Below are 18,413 nucleotides of genomic sequence, written 5' to 3' on the forward strand. Positions count from 1 at the left end.
TGACAGTATATGCAATTTATGAGAAAGTTCAAACACCAATAACTCCAACACCTGATAATAAGCCAACCACTAAACCGGATACTCATCCGACTCAAAACCCGGATAATAAACCGGTTCAAAAACCTGATAATAAGCCGGTGAAAACAAGTGACACTGCAAATGTAGCGATACCATTTACATTTATGTTAATAGCAGCAGCTGCAGGAGTAATTGTTCTTGGTAAAAAAAGGAAAACAAAATAAAATCTGGTAAATAGAAAATAGGAGATACTGTGATGATAGTACACAGCATCTCCTGTTTTTGTTTGTCAGTGTGAAATTTTTATAGATGTGGAATAAAAAGTTGATTAGTGTTTACGTAATGATTCTAAATAGGTGCAAACGATGCCATGTGCATAGTGAAGTAGAGAATATCGATGTTCCTGTAAACACCAATCGTAAGTAAGACCACGCTCTAAAGAAGCAATTTTTTCGCTGATTTCTGTATAAGATTCTGATGAAATAATTTCTCCTGAATCAAGGCCTTCTTTTACAAGTTGATTAAGAATTTGGTAATACCGACGTTTGGGGTTTAGGATGTATCTAGTGCCTTGTGTCATGACTTGAAGTCCATATAGTGTTTGAAAAAAAGAAATATATGGGGAATGCTCCAGGTTGCTTAAAATAAATTCATCGAATGTAATTAATTTGTCGACCGCACTTAAATTAGAAGGAAGAGATTTCAACCATTCGTCATAATCATTATCGAAGAAATAGGCAAGACTGAATATAAGATCTTCTTTTCCTCTGAAGTGATGATAAAAAGAACCTCTAGATGTTTGAGAACGTTCTATAATTTCATTAACAGTTGTTGCATCATATCCTTTTTCCAAAAATAATTCCCAGGCAGCGCTTATTAATTGTTCTTTTATAGTAGTGTTTATTGCTTTTTTTCTCATAAAATAAATATCCTTTATTACTCGTTATATTTCATTATTATATCACGAAAACCGTAAGGGATACAAGTCTTGACAGTTTATAAATAGATTGCTAAAATTATAACAAAATAATTAGAATGTAGTACGGAATAAGGTACGATTCAAGAAAATGAATGAGAGAAAGGAGTGTTTATGTGGAGAAACAGAAAAAAATTCAACTCCCAAAAAAGATGGGGAAAACAGAGAGAAATCGCTTAATTGAATTTGCTCTTTTAAAAGGTTTTCAATCTGTATCAGCTGAATTTCCGGTTGTTTCTACAACAGAAGGAGAGGAAGTTCCAGAGAGTTTTTCGCAATATGAATTGCAACTTAGGAATATAGAAGCACCGGAAGATTATGTGTCAGCCACAAAAAGTGCAAAGCAGATTCCGGATTTAGACTGGAGAAAGAAAAAAGGATTAGAATCTGTATTTGAAAAAGGAGAGTTTTTAAAAGATAATAATTTGGATATGCTTCCAGATAGTTTGGATATGAAAATTATTCTTCCAGAGAATGCAGATGAATCTATGGTCATTGCCGCATGTAATATAGCATTTCGCTTTGGTATGGAAACAACGGGGTATGAAGGAACGATAGTTGCAGATGAATCCTATACTGGAAATGCGTTTGTAATAGAAGAGGGCGATGAATGTAGAGTTCGCTTCGATAAGCAAGATCATCGTACAATTGTATATTTATCAGGAAAAGGAAAAGAATTAGAAGTCTTTTCAGCATGGCTTTGTGAAAAATTCCCGTTACTTCCGAATGCGGAAAGATGGACGGATAGATTGATGGAATTAACGGATAGTTTTTCTATGAAAAATCTAGACGGCCAACTTAGTTACCTGAAAGCATTTCAGAAAGAACTGGGAGACTCGGTGACAGCTTACGTTTCGCCGGAGATTTCTTCCGTTAAAAAGGGGATAGAAAAGGAATTTCCCAATGTTTTATTTGAAAACTACAAAGGAATGAAAAAAGTATATGAAAAAGAATATGATATTCCTTGGGAAGTAGATGTTTGTAAGGAAATTTTAGAAAGTAAAGTATATCCGCTTTTAAGAAATGGGGATAAAGTAAAAGTTTATGCTGCTTTAAGTGAAGAAATGGATGTTAGAATGGCGTTGAAACAGAATATTAATCAACGACTAGAAGAAAAAGGAGCAAAACTTTTAGATGCGGAAATTCTTTGTGCATATAAGCAAGGATTTTCGTGGATTGATGAAATTATTATTCCTAAATTGCTAAATGAAAAGGTGGGAAAACTTCATATTGCATTTAGACCGTTTTTACCAGAAGGGCAAACAGAATGGTTGGATGAAAACGGTGCAACACCTTCATATACCAACATAGATTTCAGTAATCCGGATAAATGGTATGACTTGCCAATCCGTTATTTGCAAGAACTTTATCCAATTGTAGATATTATTGAATCGAAACTAGGAATAGAAAAAGATAATATTGTATTTTCTGTATATGAAGGAGAAAAAGACTGTACATATTATTTGGAAGCAGAAGATATAAATGGAAATACTATTTTAGAAGAAGATTATCTTGCGATAAATGCAGAAAGACCTTATTTAGATGCATTTCCGGAGATGGGGAAAGTGCATCCGGCAACAGGATATGTGAAAGTTTACTTGAATGGTCAAGAAGTTTTAAATGAGCGTGTGCGAACAGATGTGGAATGTATATGGGAAATATATCAAAAAGAAGTTTTGACAGACTTACAAAAGTTCATTGAAGGAAAATTGGGCGAACATATTTGCTTGGAAACTCAACCGTTTTTCTCAAGACTATCTTTAGAGGTGGTTGCAAGTGAACCGGATTATAAACTCCCGTGTAGAGAAGATTTGATTTCCACTTTAGATGCATTGCATGAGGATATGTATTTTGTAGGAACGGATTTCTTTAAAAATTATGGGGTTAGACATTCAGGTGAAATGTTAGATGCACCAGGGTTAATTCTTCCGATTTTGAAAAAAGGAACTGGTAAGCCGTATTTTAAAGTGACATTATACGATATCATGGCAGAAAAACCAATGTTAGTTTCTGCGCAAAAAGAAATCACATCTTTTGCAAACCGTCAGGATATAGATATTTACATGGATTCTTTAACGTATGAATCCGATAAAATAACTGCGCATATTTGTGTGGATGGAGGAAATGCTAAAGTAGCGGAAGCATATGCTTTACTGTTTAACAAAGGAATTTTATCTTCGTGTAAAGGATATGCAGAAGTTGATATAGTGCAACTTGATGTGGATGGTCAGATTTTTGAGATGTATGTGCCGGAATATGAAGAACAGGCAAAAGATCTAGACATTAGAGAAATTGATTTATTGGAACATACATTGATTGGATATGATCAGTATTTAGAGATTATAAAACAGTTAAAGAGAGTTGAAGGAATTTCTGTCTATAAGACTGCAACTTCATATGCAGGTAGAGATATTTATGCGATTGAACTTTTACCTAAATGTAAAGGGTATATTTCAAGGACAAAGAGAATTAATCTGTTGCCATCAGAAATTATTAATTCTAGACATCATGCAAATGAGGTTTCAAGTACAAATTCAGCATTTATACTCTTGAAAGAAATTCTTACAAATGAAAAGTATAAGGATTTGTCAGAAAAACTTAATTTAGTGATTGTACCGATGGAAAATGTAGATGGGACAGCAATACATTATGAATTGCAGAAAGAAAATCCATACTGGAAATTTCATGTTGCAAGGTTTAATGCGATTGGAAAAGAATTTTACCATGAACATTTTAAAGAGGATACGATTCATACGGAAGCAATGGGACTTACAAGATTGTGGTATAGAATGCTTCCGGATATTGTTGTAGATAATCATGGTGTTCCAAGTCATGAGTGGGAACAACAATTTTCAGGCTATACATCTCCATCGTTCAAAGGCTTTTGGCTTCCGAGATCGTTATTATATGGATATTTTTGGTATGTAACGAATGAGGAATATAAAAGTAACTATAAAGTAAATAAGAAAATGGAAGATGTTATTGCGGATGCGATTGGAGCGAAAGAAGATATTTATAAGTGGAATAAAGAATGGATGCAACAATTTGAAAAATTTGCACATGGCTGGATGCCAAAATTATTCCCAGCGAATTATTATAAGGATATGATTAATTACTGGATTCCATTTGAATATCAACCGGAACATAGATATCCATCTATTCGATTTCCGTGGATTACGACAGTGGCATATACAAGTGAAGTGGCTGATGAAACGGCTCAAGATGATTATTTGAATTTGTGTGCAAAAGCTCATGTGACTCATGATTTAGCGACTATTGATATGTTCGTAGAAGGAGAAAGCGTTTTTGAAGTAAGAGAAGAAAAAGCGGATGATTCAGTTTCGATTTGTTATATAAGACAACGTCCACTGATTATCGGAAGTTTTGAAAATTAATAAAAAGGAAAACAAAGGAGGAAAAAGATATGGAGTATATTACTCTAATAGGAATCGTAATTGTTATAGTTGGGTTTGCTCTAAAATTGGATAATATTTTAACCATTTTAGTAGCGGCCGTTGTAACAGCATTAGTAGGAGGACTTGGAGTAGATGGTCTTCTTGAAACACTTGGATCAAGTTTTGTTGCCAATAGAAGCATGGCTATTTTCATTATTGTTATGCTTGTAACGGGAACACTAGAAAGAAGTGGTTTAAAAGAAGCGGCGGCAGCATTGATTGGAAAAATAAAAGGTGCTACTGCAGGTGCGGTTGTGGTAGCTTACGGTATCATGAGAGCAATTTTTGCAGCTTTTAATGTTGGATTTGGTGGTGTTGCAGGTTTTGTAAGACCAGTTATTATGCCGATGGCAGATGCAGCGATTGAAAATACAGTAGGAAAGGCAAACGAAGAACATGAAGAACAGGTAAAAGGTATGGCTTCTGGTATGGAGAATATAACATGGTTCTTCTTCCAAGTATTGTTTATTGGAGGTAGCGGTGGTCTTCTTGTACAGAGTACGTTAGAAGGACTTGGATATAAAGTGGAACTTGTAGATTTAGCAAAGGTAGAAATTCCAGTAGCGATATTTGCACTTGTAGTTACAATTATTTATTACATTTTTAGAGATAAGAAATTGATGAAAAAATACTATAAAAAAGAGAAATAGAAAGGAGGTTCTTTTATGTCGTTTTTTATGAGTTCAGAAGAACTGCTGGGAACAAAATTATTAGAGATTGTTTATATTTTAATTGGGGTAATTACAATTTACACAGGTGTGAAAAATGTAATGGACAAAAAAAACCCATCTAGAATTGGAACGGGTATATTTTGGATTGTGTTAGGTATTGTACTTGCATTTGGTAGATGGATTCCCGCAAAAGTAAATGGTGTATTAATTATTGTAATGTGTATTCCTGCTATTTTACAAAAAGTTAAAATTGGAAAAATTGATAAACCGACGGAACAGGAATCAAGAGCGAATTACGATAAAGTAGGAATGAAAATTTTTATTCCTGCACTTACTATTGGAGTTTGTGCTTTAGGATTTGCGTTATTTACAGATCTTGGAGCTTTAGTAGGAGTAGGAGTAGGAGTATTGATTTCAGCACTTTTATTAATCTTATTCTTGAAATCTAATACCCCAAAGGTGTTGTTGAATGACTCAGAGCGTATGCTTTCTACTGTAGGACCATTAAGTATGTTGCCGATGCTTCTTGCAAGTCTTGGGGCAATCTTTACAGCTTCAGGCGTAGGAGATGTTATTGCTCAGATTGTAGGAAATGTGATTCCTAAGGGAAATGTAAATGTTGGTATTATTGTTTATGCAGTTGGAATGATGGTATTTACTATGATCATGGGAAATGCTTTTGCAGCAATTACAGTTATGACAGTAGGTATTGGAGCGCCATTTGTATTGGCGTATGGAGCTAATCCGGTATTAATAGGTATGCTTGCTCTTACTTGCGGTTACTGTGGTACATTGCTTACACCTATGGCTGCGAACTTTAATATTGTTCCAGTTGCTTTGTTGGATATGAAAAACAGATTTACTGTAATTCGAAATCAGGTTGTAATTGCAGTACTTATGCTTGTGTTCCAAATTGCATATATGATTATGTTTAAATAAAAAAGAACCGAGGTAAAAAAATGAAAGGAATAGATCGTGGAGCCGAGATTGTAATTAAAAAGTGGGTGAAATTAAAACCATGGGAAAAACTTTTAATTGTTACAAGCGAAGAAACAATAGAAGAGGCTCAAGCACTGAAGAAATTTGCATTAAGAAGAAGTGCTTCTGTAGATTTGATGATTGTAGAGAAAACAGGAATGAAGATAGGAGTGTTTTTTGATCAACACGAAGATATTTTTGCAAATTATCATGTCATTATAGGTGCGACGAACTATTCCTTAGTTACAACCAAAGCTGCGAAAAAGGCAATTAAAAAAGGAAAAAAATTTCTTTCCCTTCCGCTTTGTACAAATGATGGAAAAGCGATGCTGAGTTATGATTTTATGACCATGGATACAAAGAAAAGTAAAATGCTTGCGATGGTCATTATGAAGTACTTAAATTCAGCGAGTGTTATTCATATCACTTCTAAGAATGGAACGGATTTGAAAGTATATAAAAGAAATAGAAAAGCCGGATTTTTTAATGGAGTATTAAAAGATGGGAAAGGGTATTCGTCGGCTAGTATTGAAGTATATGTTCCAATAGAAGAAACTAAAAGTGAAGGGGTCATGGTTTTAGATGGCTCGCTTGGATATATTGGGAAAGCAGATTATCCAACAAAAATAGAAATTTCACAAGGGAAAATTACAAAGATAGAAGACACGATTACAGGATGTCAACTCCAAGAATACTTGAAAAGTTATGATGATGAAAGGGTTTGGGTTGCAAGTGAACTTGGAATTGGATTAAATTCTCAATCAAAATGTCGAGGAAAATGTTATATTGAAGATGAGTCGGCATATGGAACGTTTCATATCGGATTTGGGAGAAATCTTGCTTTAGGCGGAGTGCATGAAGCAAGCGGGCACTATGATTTGGTTTGTAGGGAACCGAATATTTATGCCGATAATCGGCAGATTATGATGGAGGGAAAAATTATTACCCCTGAACCAGAAGTATATTAAGGAGGCAAAGAATGAAAGTTTTAGTTACAGGATTTGATCCATTTGGTGGAGAAACGGTTAATCCAGCTTATGAATCAGTAAAATTAATTCATGATACAGTTAAAAATGCGGAAATTATAAAGGTGGAGATACCGACTGTATTTGGTGAAGCAGGGAAAAAAGTGGAGAAAGCTATAGAAGAACATCATCCAGATGTGGTACTTTGTATCGGACAAGCAGGAAGAAGAGCGGATATACAGGTAGAAAGAATTGCGATTAATTTGTGTGAGGCTCCGATTCCTGATAATGCGGGAAATCAGCCTATTGATGAAAAATCGCAAAAGGATGGAGAAACAGCATATTTTGCGACAGTACCTGTAAAAGCAATGGTAAAAAATATTAATGAACATGGAATTCCAGCAAGTGTTTCTTATACGGCGGGGACATATGTATGTAATAATGTAATGTATGATTTACTTTATACACTCAATAAAAAATATCCAAATGTTCGTGGCGGATTTATTCATGTACCATATTCTACACAGCAAGGTGTTGGAAAGCCTTTGGGTACAGCAACTATGTCGATTGAAACGATGGCAAAAGCTTTAGAATATGCAATAGAAGCAATTGTGGAAACAAGAGAAGAAGTAGAAATATCGATGGGAATTACAGATTAAACTATAGCGATAAAATGAAACACAAGAGAATATATATATAATATAGAGGTTCTTGTAGTATCAAACTTATCAATTCTAAAACTAAAAGATTCTATCTGAAAATTCTTTGTATATAGAGAAGGGGTATCACTCAATCATTACATTTGATGATTGAGCGATACCCCTCTTTACTTTCGATGCTTATTCCTCATCGTCTATTTCCTGAGCACCGATTAAAGCACCGGCTGATGCGGAAACAACTGCTGCAACAATGGCAGCGATAATGCTGACTGCAATAATGCAAACTAAAAATCCCATTGTAAACGCCTCCGATTCTAAACTACAAATTTTTAACTAAATCTATTGTATCACGAAAAATCAAATCTGTATATATTTTATTTGTGGCGCAGAGGATTCGGAGTATGTACAGTTAAAAATTTTACAACAGTATTTGTATCATTTTTCCAGTTGTGAGAAATATTTGAATGTACATGGGCTGAATCTCCGGGATATAAATGATAAATATCTTCCTCAATCTGCAAAGTCAAGATACCTTCCAATATATAAATAAATTCTTCACCGCCGTGGGAATAAAGTTCTAAATCACTTTCATCCTGTAATGCGGGCATAAGTTCTACAAGTCTTGGAAGAAGATCAAATTCTTCTACATGATTTGTGAGAGCGTGCTCAATAATTTCAGGATTTACAACAGTAGATTTCTGTTCATAGCGCCTCATTATATGTACATCATTTGGTTTTATATTCGTAGTGAAAAAACTGGATAGTTCTACATCTAAAACTTTAGAAATTTTATCCAAAGAATCGATGGCTATACTTGTCATTCCTCGTTCCAATTGGGAGAGAAATCCAATGGATAATCCGGTGTTTTCGCTTAAATATTTTAAAGTATATTTTTTTTCGGTACGAAGATTTTTGATTCTAAGTCCGATAATTGCATTTGTATCCATGATTTTACCTCTTTTTCTCTTACTATCTTTAAAAGATATTGTTTATATTATTACCAGTTGGTTGTAATGTCAAGCATTTGACAGGTGAAAAGAACGCAGATAAAACGAGTTGTATAAAGATTAATAAATAAATGAAAGCGTATTCTCTTTTTAGAAATTTTTATGAAAACAATAAAAAATATCATGACAAAAGAATAACAATGTGATATAATGAAAAAAACGGATAAAAATTTCATTTAGATGAAAATGGAGGAAATATGAGAACACCAAATGTAATTAATATCCAAAAGTTTTCTGTGCATGACGGGGACGGCATACGGACAACTATTTTTTTTAAAGGTTGTTATTTGAATTGCTGGTGGTGTCATAATCCGGAGAGCCAGAATTTTGCGCCGGAAGTTATGATTAACACAGAAAAGTGTACAGGGTGTCGTGCTTGTGAGCAGGTTTGTCCGGAGAAAGCTATTCATATAGATAATTGTAAGCAGTGTACGGACAGAACGAAATGTAAAGTATGCAGTACGTGTTTGGACTATTGTGTAAATAATGCGAGAGAAGTTGTTGGGAAACAATATACAATTGCGGAGTTAGTAAAAGAAGTGGATAAAGACTATATGTTTTATGAAGAGTCGTTTGGGGGTGTTACGCTTTCCGGTGGGGAAGTTATGGCACAGGATATGGAATATATAGAGGAACTTCTGAAAAAGTTAAAGAGAAAAGGTTATAACATTACGATTGATACATGTGGATTTGCGCCTGAAGAAAATTTCCAAATTGTTTTGCCGTATGTGGATACGTTTTTATATGATATTAAATTGATGGATAATGAAAAGCATAAGAAATACATGGGGCAGAGCAACGAATTGATTTTCACCAATCTGAAATATTTAAGTGATAACGGAGCGAGAATTTATATTCGTATTCCAGTCATCGGTGGAGTGAATGATAGTGACGAGGAAATGCAAGCAATTATTTCCTATTTAAAAGAAAATATTTCAGTAGCACAGGTCAATTTATTGCCGTATCATGATATTGCAAGTAGTAAATATCAGAGGTTAGATGTTACATATAAGGGAGAAGGATTTACTGTTCCTTCTAAAGAGAGAATGGAAGAGTTAAAAGAAATGTTTCAAAAAAATGGGTTTACAAATACCAAAATAGGAGGTTAAGAGATGGAAAGAGGAATGAACGAAAGAATCCGCAAATTAAGAAAACAGAGTTTGGAAACAGAACCACACATCTATATGGAAAGAGCGGACTTAGAAACAGATGCGTACATGATGTATGAAGGAAGTGTTTCTGTTCCGGAACTTCGTGCGTTAGCATTTAAACATTTTATGGCTAATAAAACATTATGTATCAATGATGGAGAATTGATTGTAGGGGAAAAAGGTGACGGACCACAGGCTGCACCGTCATTCCCTGAATTATGCTGTCATACAGTAGAAGATATGAAAATCATGAATGCGAGAGATTTAATTTATTTCCGCGTTACAGAAGATGATTTGAAATTGCAGGAAGAGAAAATCATTCCATTCTGGGAGAAACGTTCTGTTCGTCATAAAATTTTAGCGAACATGAGTCAGGAATGGAAAGATGCTTATGCAGCAGGTATTTTCACTGAATTTATGGAACAGCGTGGGCCGGGACATACAGTAGGTTCGGAAAAGATTTATAAAAAAGGATTTTTAGATTATAAAAACGATATTATCGAAGCAAGAAACAATCTTGACTTCTTAAATGATAAAGAAGCTTTAGATAAGAAAGCACAGTTAAATGCGATGGAAATTTGCTGTGATGCGATTATTATTTTAGGGGAAAGATATGCAAAATATGCTAGAGAATTAGCTGAAAAAGAAACAGATGAAACTCGTAAAGCAGAATTACTTCAGATTGCGGCAAACTGTGACGTAGTACCTGCTCATGCCCCACAGACATTCTGGCAGGCAATTCAGATGTACTGGTTTGTTCACCTTGGAGTAACAACAGAGTTAAATCCATGGGATGCTTACAGTCCGGGAAGATTTGACCAGCATTTAAACCCATTCTATCAGAAAGATACAGAAGAAGGTATTTTAGATGATGAAAAAGCATTAGAGTTATTAGAATGTTTATGGGTGAAATTCAACAACCAGCCAGCGCCACCAAAAGTTGGTGTTACATTAAAAGAAAGTGGAACATACACAGACTTTGCGAACTTAAATACAGGTGGTATTACACCGGACGGTGAAAATGGTGTAAACGAAGTAAGTTACTTAATCTTAGATTGTATGGATGAAATGAAACTGTTACAGCCAAGTTCGAACGTACAGATTAGTAAGAAAACACCTACAAAATTCTTAAAACGTGCTTGTGAAATTTCAAGAAAAGGTTGGGGACAGCCTGCATTCTATAATACAGAAGCAATTATTCAGGAATTATTAAATGCCGGAAAAACAATTGAAGATGCAAGACGCGGTGGAACAAGCGGCTGTGTAGAAACAGGAGCATTCGGAAACGAAGCGTATATTTTAACAGGATATTTTAACCTTCCAAAGATTTTGGAATTAACATTATATAACGGTTATGACATCGTAAGCAAAAAACAGATTGGTCTTCCTCTTGGATATGCAAAAGATTTCAAATCTTATGAAGAATTATATGATGCTTATAAGAAACAGATTGAATATCTTGTAGATATTAAGATTGAGGGAAGCAATATTATCGAAAAGATTTATGCAGAGTATATGCCTGCACCATTCCTTTCTATCATTACAAATGATTGTATTTCAAAAGGAAAAGATTATAATGCGGGCGGAGCAAGATACAATACGAACTATTTACAGGGCGTAGGTATCGGAACAATCACAGACTCATTGGCAGCAATTAAATATAATGTATTTGATGAAAAGAAATTTACAATGGAAGAACTTATCGAAGCTATGGAACATAACTTTGAAGGATATGAAAGAATTGCCAATTTAGTTCGCAATAAAACACCGAAATATGGAAATGATGATGACTACGCAGACGGAATTATGAAAGATGTGTTTAACTTCTATCAGAAAACAGTTACAGGAAGACCGAATATGAAGGGCGGTACATATAGAGTGAATATGCTTCCGACAACTTGTCACGTATATTTTGGTGAAGTAATGAATGCAAGTCCGAACGGACGTCTTGCACAAAAACCGGTTTCAGAAGGTATTTCACCTGAAAAGGGAGCGGACGTAAACGGACCTACAGCGGTAATTAAATCTTGTGCAAAAATGGACCATTTAAGAACGGGTGGTACATTGTTGAATCAGAAATTCACACCGAGTGTTGTTGCCGGTGAAGAAGGTCTGACACATATGGCAGATTTAGTAAGAGCATACTTTAACATGGACGGACATCACATTCAGTTTAATGTTATCGATAAAGAAACATTGATTGAAGCGCAGAAACATCCGGATGAGTACAAAGACTTAATTGTTCGTGTTGCCGGTTATAGTGATCATTTCCGTAACTTGAGTAAAGCATTGCAGGATGAAATTATTGAGAGAACAGAACAGTCGTTTAACTAAAAATAGTATAGTATAAAATAAGAAGCACATTTCGGGGGGAATGTGCTTCTTAGCATTTAATGATGATATTCATTTAAAGCGCTGTCTTTGCCAATCATAAAGTGATCTTGTGTTAAGATTGCGTAAGCGTTTTCATAATCGTTATTACGCATATACTGAACCATTTTTTTTAAGTTTGCATTTGTTTTTTCGATTTGCATCCCGTTTTTTAAAGAATATAAACCCATACGAATCAGTTCAAAAAGATTACTTTCATAAAATTTATTTATTCTTGTATTATCAAAAATGCTGACAATCTCCAAGTGCATTTTTGTGTCGGCGACTTCCCATTCATACGGATTATTTGACGCAGCGCACATGCGGACAACTTTTTCTTCAATGCGGTAAGAATATTCATCAAAACGGCCGGAAGAGAAAATTAACTTGAAAGCAGAACCTTCAAAAATTTCCCTTAACTGATAAATTTCTTCTATATCTTTATCCGTGATTTCTTTCACAGTCATGGATTTATGATAATCGGAAACGATAAGACCTTCTGCCTGCAACATTTTGATAGCGGTTCTGACCGGATTACGACTCATTTTCAGTTCTTCGGTGAGAATTGCTTCAGTGAGAGCCATTCCGGGAGGATAGGTCAGGTTTAAGATATTTGTTTTAATTGTATGATAAGCCTTATCGGCAAGAGATTTGCTTTGGGTTGGCATAAATACACCTCTTTCTTAAATGTTAATGTATACATTTAATTGTATACAATTCAAAGGAAAAACACAAGGATATGCGGAGGAAAAATTGTATTTATAAAAGAGTTATGTTATTATTAAAAAGTTAGTAATCAATGATTATTTAGAAACACGAAATGGAGGAAAATGAATGAGAAAAACAGTAAAAAAATTAGTAAGTTTACTGCTTTCCTTTTGCCTTTTATCCGGAACACTTTTTAGTGTGCCTTTAAAAGTTGAGGCAAGAGAGCAACTCGTTAACGTTGCGAGAGAAAAAGATGTTAACATTACTGTGAATAACACAGGAAGCGGTTCGTCTTCAGACTTGGTTGACGGAAACGATACGACTTCATGGCAGCAGAACGGTTGGACTGAGGCGAAAAATGCAGTAGTAGATATGAAGTTGGCTAAAAATGGAACAAATGTAAAAAAAGTAGTTGTAAAAGTTGGTGGAAATGATTATGCAAACCGTAAAGTAAAAGTAACGGTACAGCGTGCTCAAAACGGTATTACATCAGATTGGATATTGATTGGAGAAAAAATTGTTACAACAACAGGAGATGCAAATGATACTGTAGATGCTGTATTTGAATTGGAGCAGACAGCTTCATCTTCTGATATTCGTGTTGTTTTATCCGATCCGGTTGCACATGACGGAGGAGAAGTTCTTTTCTGGCCTTCTATCCATGAAATCGAAGTGTATGAGATGCAGGAAGTACATCTGTCAGATTATAATAATATTGCAGCACAGGCACAGATTACAACAGACGGTCAGGAAAATCAATCGGAAGGAAAAGACCGTCTTGTCGATGATAACGACAAAACATTGTATAAATTTCACAACGCAGCACAGGATTCTGAAAAATATATCAATCTTTCTTTTACAGAAGACAGAATGATGGATGCCTGTGAAATCGTATTTGAACATGTAGGTGCTACAGATGAACATACATATGAATTTACATACAGTATCTTAGGAAAAGCAAAAGGTGCAAATGAGTACACAAAAATTGTAGACCATGCGAAAGCAAACCGTACAAATAATTATGTACAGGGATACAAATTTGATGAAACAGCATACTCTGATGTAAAAATTGTGATGCATTCTACAACAAACAGTCAAGGGAACGGCTGGCCGGCTGTGGCAGAATTTCGTGTGTATGGGGCAGAAGAAGAAATTGATGATTCAGAAAGTATCGCATTTAAGAAACCGGTACATTCAAATTCTAATCAGAAAAATGCTTCTAAAGTAAATGATGGAAGTAAAAATACAATGTGGACTGGGGAATATTATCCGGGATACGTTGATATTGACTTAAAGGAAAATTATAACTTAAATACAGTAGAAATTTTCACACAGGAAAAAGGGTATTCTCAGTATTCGATTTATACAAGTATGAATGGAAGAGATTTTGATAAATTAGCGGAAAAAACTTCCACAGAAAGTTGTACGGATAAAGGAGAGATTTATCAGGCGAAAGGAAAAGAAGCCCGCATTATCCGTGTATATATGGAATACAATTCTACAAGTCCAGCGGCTGTAATCAAAGAAATCCGTGCTACAGGTGAAAAGAGCGGTACAAAAGTACAGACTCGTCCGGAAGTAAATGTAAAAGATTTCAAAGACAGTAGTTATGCAAATACAGAAAAAGTAACACCTGAACAAACTTATGAAGAAGTTTGCGGAATTATCGAAAGAAGATTAGGGGCGGAATATAAATCATGGTTTGATTTGAAATTACAGGAAAATCCAAATGAAACGGGATATGACTATTTTGAATTAAACGACAAAGATGGAAAAGTGCAGATTACGGGAAATGACGGTGTTTCTCTTGCCATGGGATTAAATCATTACTTGAAATATTTCTGTAACGTAAATATTTCTCAGGTGGGCGATCAGGCAGATATGCCGGCGAAAATTGTGCCAATCGGAGAAAAAGTACATAAAGAAACAAAAGTAGGAACAAGATATTCGTATAATTACTGTACACTCTCTTATTCTATGGCGTTCTGGGGAGAAAAAGAGTGGCGTAATGAACTTGACTGGCTTGCATTAAACGGTGTAAATGTTATTTTAGATGCAACTGCTCAGGAAGAAGTATGGCGTAGATTTCTTGAAGATTTAGGATACACACATGAGGAAATTAAAGACTATATTGCAGGTCCTGCATATTATGCATGGGCGTATATGGCGAATTTAAGTGGGTTCGGCGGACCAATCCACGATTCATGGTTTGAAGAGAGAACAGAACTTGCAAGAAAAAATCAGTTATCAATGAGAAGACTTGGAATGCAGCCGGTATTACAGGGATACAGTGGAATGGTACCGACAAATATTCGAGAAAAAGATTCTAGTGCGGAAGTGATTGAGCAAGGAACATGGTGTTCATTTAGAAGACCGGATATGTTAAAAACAGACAGTGCATCTTTTGATAAATATGCAAAACTTTTTTATCAGGCACAGAAAGAAGTATATGGAGAAAGTGCACATTACTATGCAACTGACCCGTTCCATGAAGGTGGAGATACAGGCGGATTAAATCCGACAGTTATCGCAGGTAAAGTATTGGATGCAATGTTAGAAGCGGACAAAGACGGAATTTGGATTATCCAGTCATGGCAGGGAAACCCAACAACAGCGTTACTTAAAGGGCTTGAGGGAAGAAAGGAACACGCATTAGTGTTAGACCTTTATGCTGAAAAAACACCACACTGGAATGAAACAAATCCAAATGAGTACGGTGGCGGAGAATTTAATGATACGCCGTGGGTATTCTGTATGTTAAATAACTTTGGAGGACGTCTTGGACTTCACGGTCATTTAGATAATCTGGCAAAGAATATCCCTGCAGCATTAAACAGTGCAAAACATATGGAAGGAATTGGAATTACGCCGGAAGCAAGTGTAAACAACCCATTATTATACGATTTCTTATTTGAAACTGTTTGGACAGACAATGCAAAGGAAAAACTTCCTGTAATTGATTTGGACAAATGGTTGAAAGACTATGCAAAAAGAAGATACGGAAAAGAAAGTCAGTCAGCATATGAAGCTTTATTGATTATGAAAGATACGGTTTATAAAGCAGAGTTAAATATGAAGGGACAGGGAGCGCCTGAATCGGTTGTAAATGCCCGTCCAGCATTAGATATTAATGCGGCTTCCACATGGGGAAATGCAGTTATCGATTATGATAAAGTTAAATTAGAAGAAGCGGCAGAACTTCTTTTGAAAGATTATGACAAATTAAAAGATAGTGACGGATATAAGTATGACTTGGCGACAATGCTTCAGCAAGTGTTGTCAAATAGTGCACAGGAATATCAGCGTAAAATGGCCAGTGCTTTCAGAGCGAGAAATAAAGAAGCGTTTAACAAATATGCGGAAAAATTCTTGAGTATTATTGATAATATGGAAAAAGTGACAAGCACAAGTAAATACTATTTGCTTGGTACTTGGGTAGAGCAGGCAAAAGACTTGGCAAAAAATGCTGATGATTTTACAAAAGATTTGTATGAATTTAATGCGAAAGCATTAGTCACAACATGGGGATCTGTAAACCAGGCAGAAGGCGGAGGATTAAAAGACTACTCTAACCGTCAATGGTCAGGTTTGTTAAATGATTTCTATAAAGTAAGATGGCAGAAATGGATTCAGGCAAGAAATGATGAATTAGACAGCAAACAGCCTGAAAATATTAACTGGTTTGAATGGGAATGGAAATGGGTACGAGCAAACACGAAATACACAAATACTCCAAATAAAGAAAACTTAGAAAACTTAGATAAAATCGGAAAAACAATTTTAAAAGAATTTTCCGTAAAAGATCCTAATGCAAATGATTCCAATGATATTAAAGTAGACGGAATTAAAGCAACAGCAGGAAGTGAACAGTCAAAGACACCGGGAGAAGAAGGTGCGGCTGTAAATGTGTTGGATAATAATCAGGCAACAATTTGGCATTCTTCATGGAATGGTGCAGAACGTAAAGATTTATGGTTACAGTTAGAACTTCCTGAGGCTCAGAAAGTGAATGGTGTGCGTTTGCAGACACGTAATTCATATGCAAATGGTTTTATTACAAAATATAGAATCGAAACAAGTATGAATGGAACAAACTTTACAGAAGCGGTTTCGGGAGAGTGGGATACAATTCCGGGTTGGAAAAAAGCCTCTTTTGAAGAAAGGGAAGCAAAATTCGTAAGAATATATGCAGTGGAATCTTATTCAAATGGTAGTAATAACTATGCTTCGGCAGCAGAAATGCGTTTGACTCAGGAAAAAGCAGACATACCTGCGTTAGATAAAGCGTTATTAGAAGGAAAACTGGCAGAAGCAAAAGAGTTGAAAACAGAAGGGTATACAACATCAAGTGTAAATGTATTAAACAAAGCAATTGAAAAAGCGGAGAAAGTTCTTGCAGAAGCGAAAGAACAGTCAGAATTAAACGCAATGGTAGAAGAACTGACAAACGCCATGAAATTAGAAGAAAAAGCAGATGCAGAAGACAGCAGGATAGAATTTGATAAGATTATTGCAGATGTAAAAGAAGAAAGTGTTTACACGGAAGATAGTTGGACAGCATATGCAAAAGCAAAAGAAGAAGTGGAAAAAGCACTTAAAGATACAAGTGATGTAAGCAAAAAAGAGATGGAAACATTACTTGCAGATTTAGTGAAAGCAGTGGAAAACTTAGATAAAAAAGACATTGTTGTTGAATTAGACAAGACGGCATTGGTAAATAAGCTGGCAGAAGCAAAAGAGTTGAAAACAGAAGGTTACACAACATCAAGTGTAAATGTATTAAACAAAGCAATTGAAAAAGCGGAAAAAGTTCTTGCAGAAGCGAAAGAACAGTCAGAATTAAATGCAATGGTAGAAGAACTGACAAATGCCATGCACTTAGAAGAGAAAGCAGATGCAGAAGACAGCAGAGCAGAATTTGATAAGATTATTGCAGATGTAAAAGAAGAAAGTGTTTACACTAAAGACAGTTGGGCAGCATATGCAAAAGCAAAAGAAAAAGTGGAAAAAGCACTTAAGGACACAAGTGATATAAGTAAAAAAGAAATGAAGGAATTACTTGTAGACTTAGTTGCAGCAGTTGATGGACTGGAAGAGGCGGAATCGGAAGAACCGCAGCATCCGCAGAAACCGGAAAAACCGCAGAAACCGGAACAGCCGCAGCATCCACAGAAACCGGAAAAACCGCAGAAACCACAGCAAAAACCGGATAACAAAGTTCCGGAAACAGGCGACACAGCAAATGGATTAGGGCTTATGTTATTAGCGATTATGGCAGGAGGATGTATTGTTTTTACAGAAACAAAAAGACACCGTGATTTAAACAAATAAAAGTTTATTGAAAGAGAAAATGGGGATAGTAATTCTATCCTCATTTTTGTCTATAGAAATCCAATGGAAATCTTGACAGAAGAAATAAAAAGTGATATATTGTATACAAAGAAAAGAAATGTAT

The 18,413-nt window shown here is 35.3% G+C and carries 11 protein-coding genes and 1 pseudogene; 9 read left to right on the top strand and 3 right to left on the bottom strand.

Annotation, left to right across the window (positions count from 1 at the left end):
* Nucleotides 1-242, top strand: a pseudogene (locus tag ACYPXO_RS03125) (hypothetical protein); the annotation flags it as partial.
* 104 nt (nucleotides 243-346) lie between these two features.
* Here ACYPXO_RS03125 and ACYPXO_RS03130 read toward each other — a convergent pair.
* Nucleotides 347-937, bottom strand: coding sequence for a TetR/AcrR family transcriptional regulator (locus ACYPXO_RS03130; RefSeq protein WP_009462335.1), 591 nt, complete (start codon nucleotides 935-937; stop codon nucleotides 347-349).
* Between the two features lie 173 nt (nucleotides 938-1,110).
* Here ACYPXO_RS03130 and ACYPXO_RS03135 point away from each other — a divergent pair, with 173 nt between their 5' ends.
* The 5 genes from ACYPXO_RS03135 to pcp are packed head-to-tail and all read left to right on the top strand — an operon-like array spanning nucleotide 1,111 to nucleotide 7,722.
* Nucleotides 1,111-4,389 (top strand): M14 family metallopeptidase, encoded by a 3,279-nt coding sequence (locus ACYPXO_RS03135; protein WP_459639230.1) that lies wholly within the window; start codon nucleotides 1,111-1,113, stop codon nucleotides 4,387-4,389.
* Nucleotides 4,390-4,418: 29 nt separating this feature from the next.
* Entirely contained in the window at nucleotides 4,419-5,099 is a 681-nt protein-coding gene (locus ACYPXO_RS03140) for a DUF969 domain-containing protein (protein WP_459639231.1), read from the top strand.
* Between the two features lie 15 nt (nucleotides 5,100-5,114).
* Complete coding sequence (locus tag ACYPXO_RS03145; RefSeq protein ID WP_459639232.1) at nucleotides 5,115-6,059, top strand: DUF979 domain-containing protein; 945 nt, start codon at nucleotides 5,115-5,117, stop codon at nucleotides 6,057-6,059.
* Nucleotides 6,060-6,079: 20 nt separating this feature from the next.
* On the top strand, nucleotides 6,080-7,066 hold the full coding sequence (locus tag ACYPXO_RS03150; RefSeq protein ID WP_459639233.1) for a M29 family metallopeptidase: 987 nt from the start codon (nucleotides 6,080-6,082) through the stop codon (nucleotides 7,064-7,066).
* An 11-nt stretch (nucleotides 7,067-7,077) separates the two neighbouring features.
* Complete coding sequence (gene pcp / locus ACYPXO_RS03155; protein WP_009462344.1) at nucleotides 7,078-7,722, top strand: pyroglutamyl-peptidase I; 645 nt, start codon at nucleotides 7,078-7,080, stop codon at nucleotides 7,720-7,722.
* 374 nt (nucleotides 7,723-8,096) lie between these two features.
* Here pcp and ACYPXO_RS03160 read toward each other — a convergent pair whose 3' ends face one another.
* On the bottom strand, nucleotides 8,097-8,669 hold the full coding sequence (locus ACYPXO_RS03160) for a helix-turn-helix domain-containing protein (RefSeq protein ID WP_009462347.1): 573 nt from the start codon (nucleotides 8,667-8,669) through the stop codon (nucleotides 8,097-8,099).
* A 257-nt stretch (nucleotides 8,670-8,926) separates the two neighbouring features.
* Here ACYPXO_RS03160 and ACYPXO_RS03165 point away from each other — a divergent pair, with 257 nt between their 5' ends.
* Entirely contained in the window at nucleotides 8,927-9,838 is a 912-nt protein-coding gene (locus tag ACYPXO_RS03165) for a trans-4-hydroxy-L-proline dehydratase activase (RefSeq protein WP_459639234.1), read from the top strand.
* Between the two features lie 3 nt (nucleotides 9,839-9,841).
* On the top strand, nucleotides 9,842-12,214 hold the full coding sequence (hypD, locus tag ACYPXO_RS03170; protein WP_459639235.1) for a trans-4-hydroxy-L-proline dehydratase: 2,373 nt from the start codon (nucleotides 9,842-9,844) through the stop codon (nucleotides 12,212-12,214).
* 56 nt (nucleotides 12,215-12,270) lie between these two features.
* On the opposite strand, the gene ACYPXO_RS03175 is transcribed toward hypD, so the two are convergent.
* Entirely contained in the window at nucleotides 12,271-12,918 is a 648-nt protein-coding gene (locus tag ACYPXO_RS03175) for a GntR family transcriptional regulator (RefSeq protein ID WP_459639236.1), read from the bottom strand.
* Nucleotides 12,919-13,084: 166 nt separating this feature from the next.
* On the opposite strand from ACYPXO_RS03175, the gene ACYPXO_RS03180 reads away from it, so the two are divergent.
* The gene (locus ACYPXO_RS03180) at nucleotides 13,085-18,289 is read left to right on the top strand and encodes an alpha-N-acetylglucosaminidase TIM-barrel domain-containing protein (protein WP_459639237.1); all 5,205 of its coding nucleotides are present in this window, start codon (nucleotides 13,085-13,087) and stop codon (nucleotides 18,287-18,289) included.
* The last annotated feature ends 124 nt before the right edge of the window (nucleotides 18,290-18,413 follow it).

The sequence above is a fragment of the Faecalimonas canis genome (genome assembly GCF_054601575.1).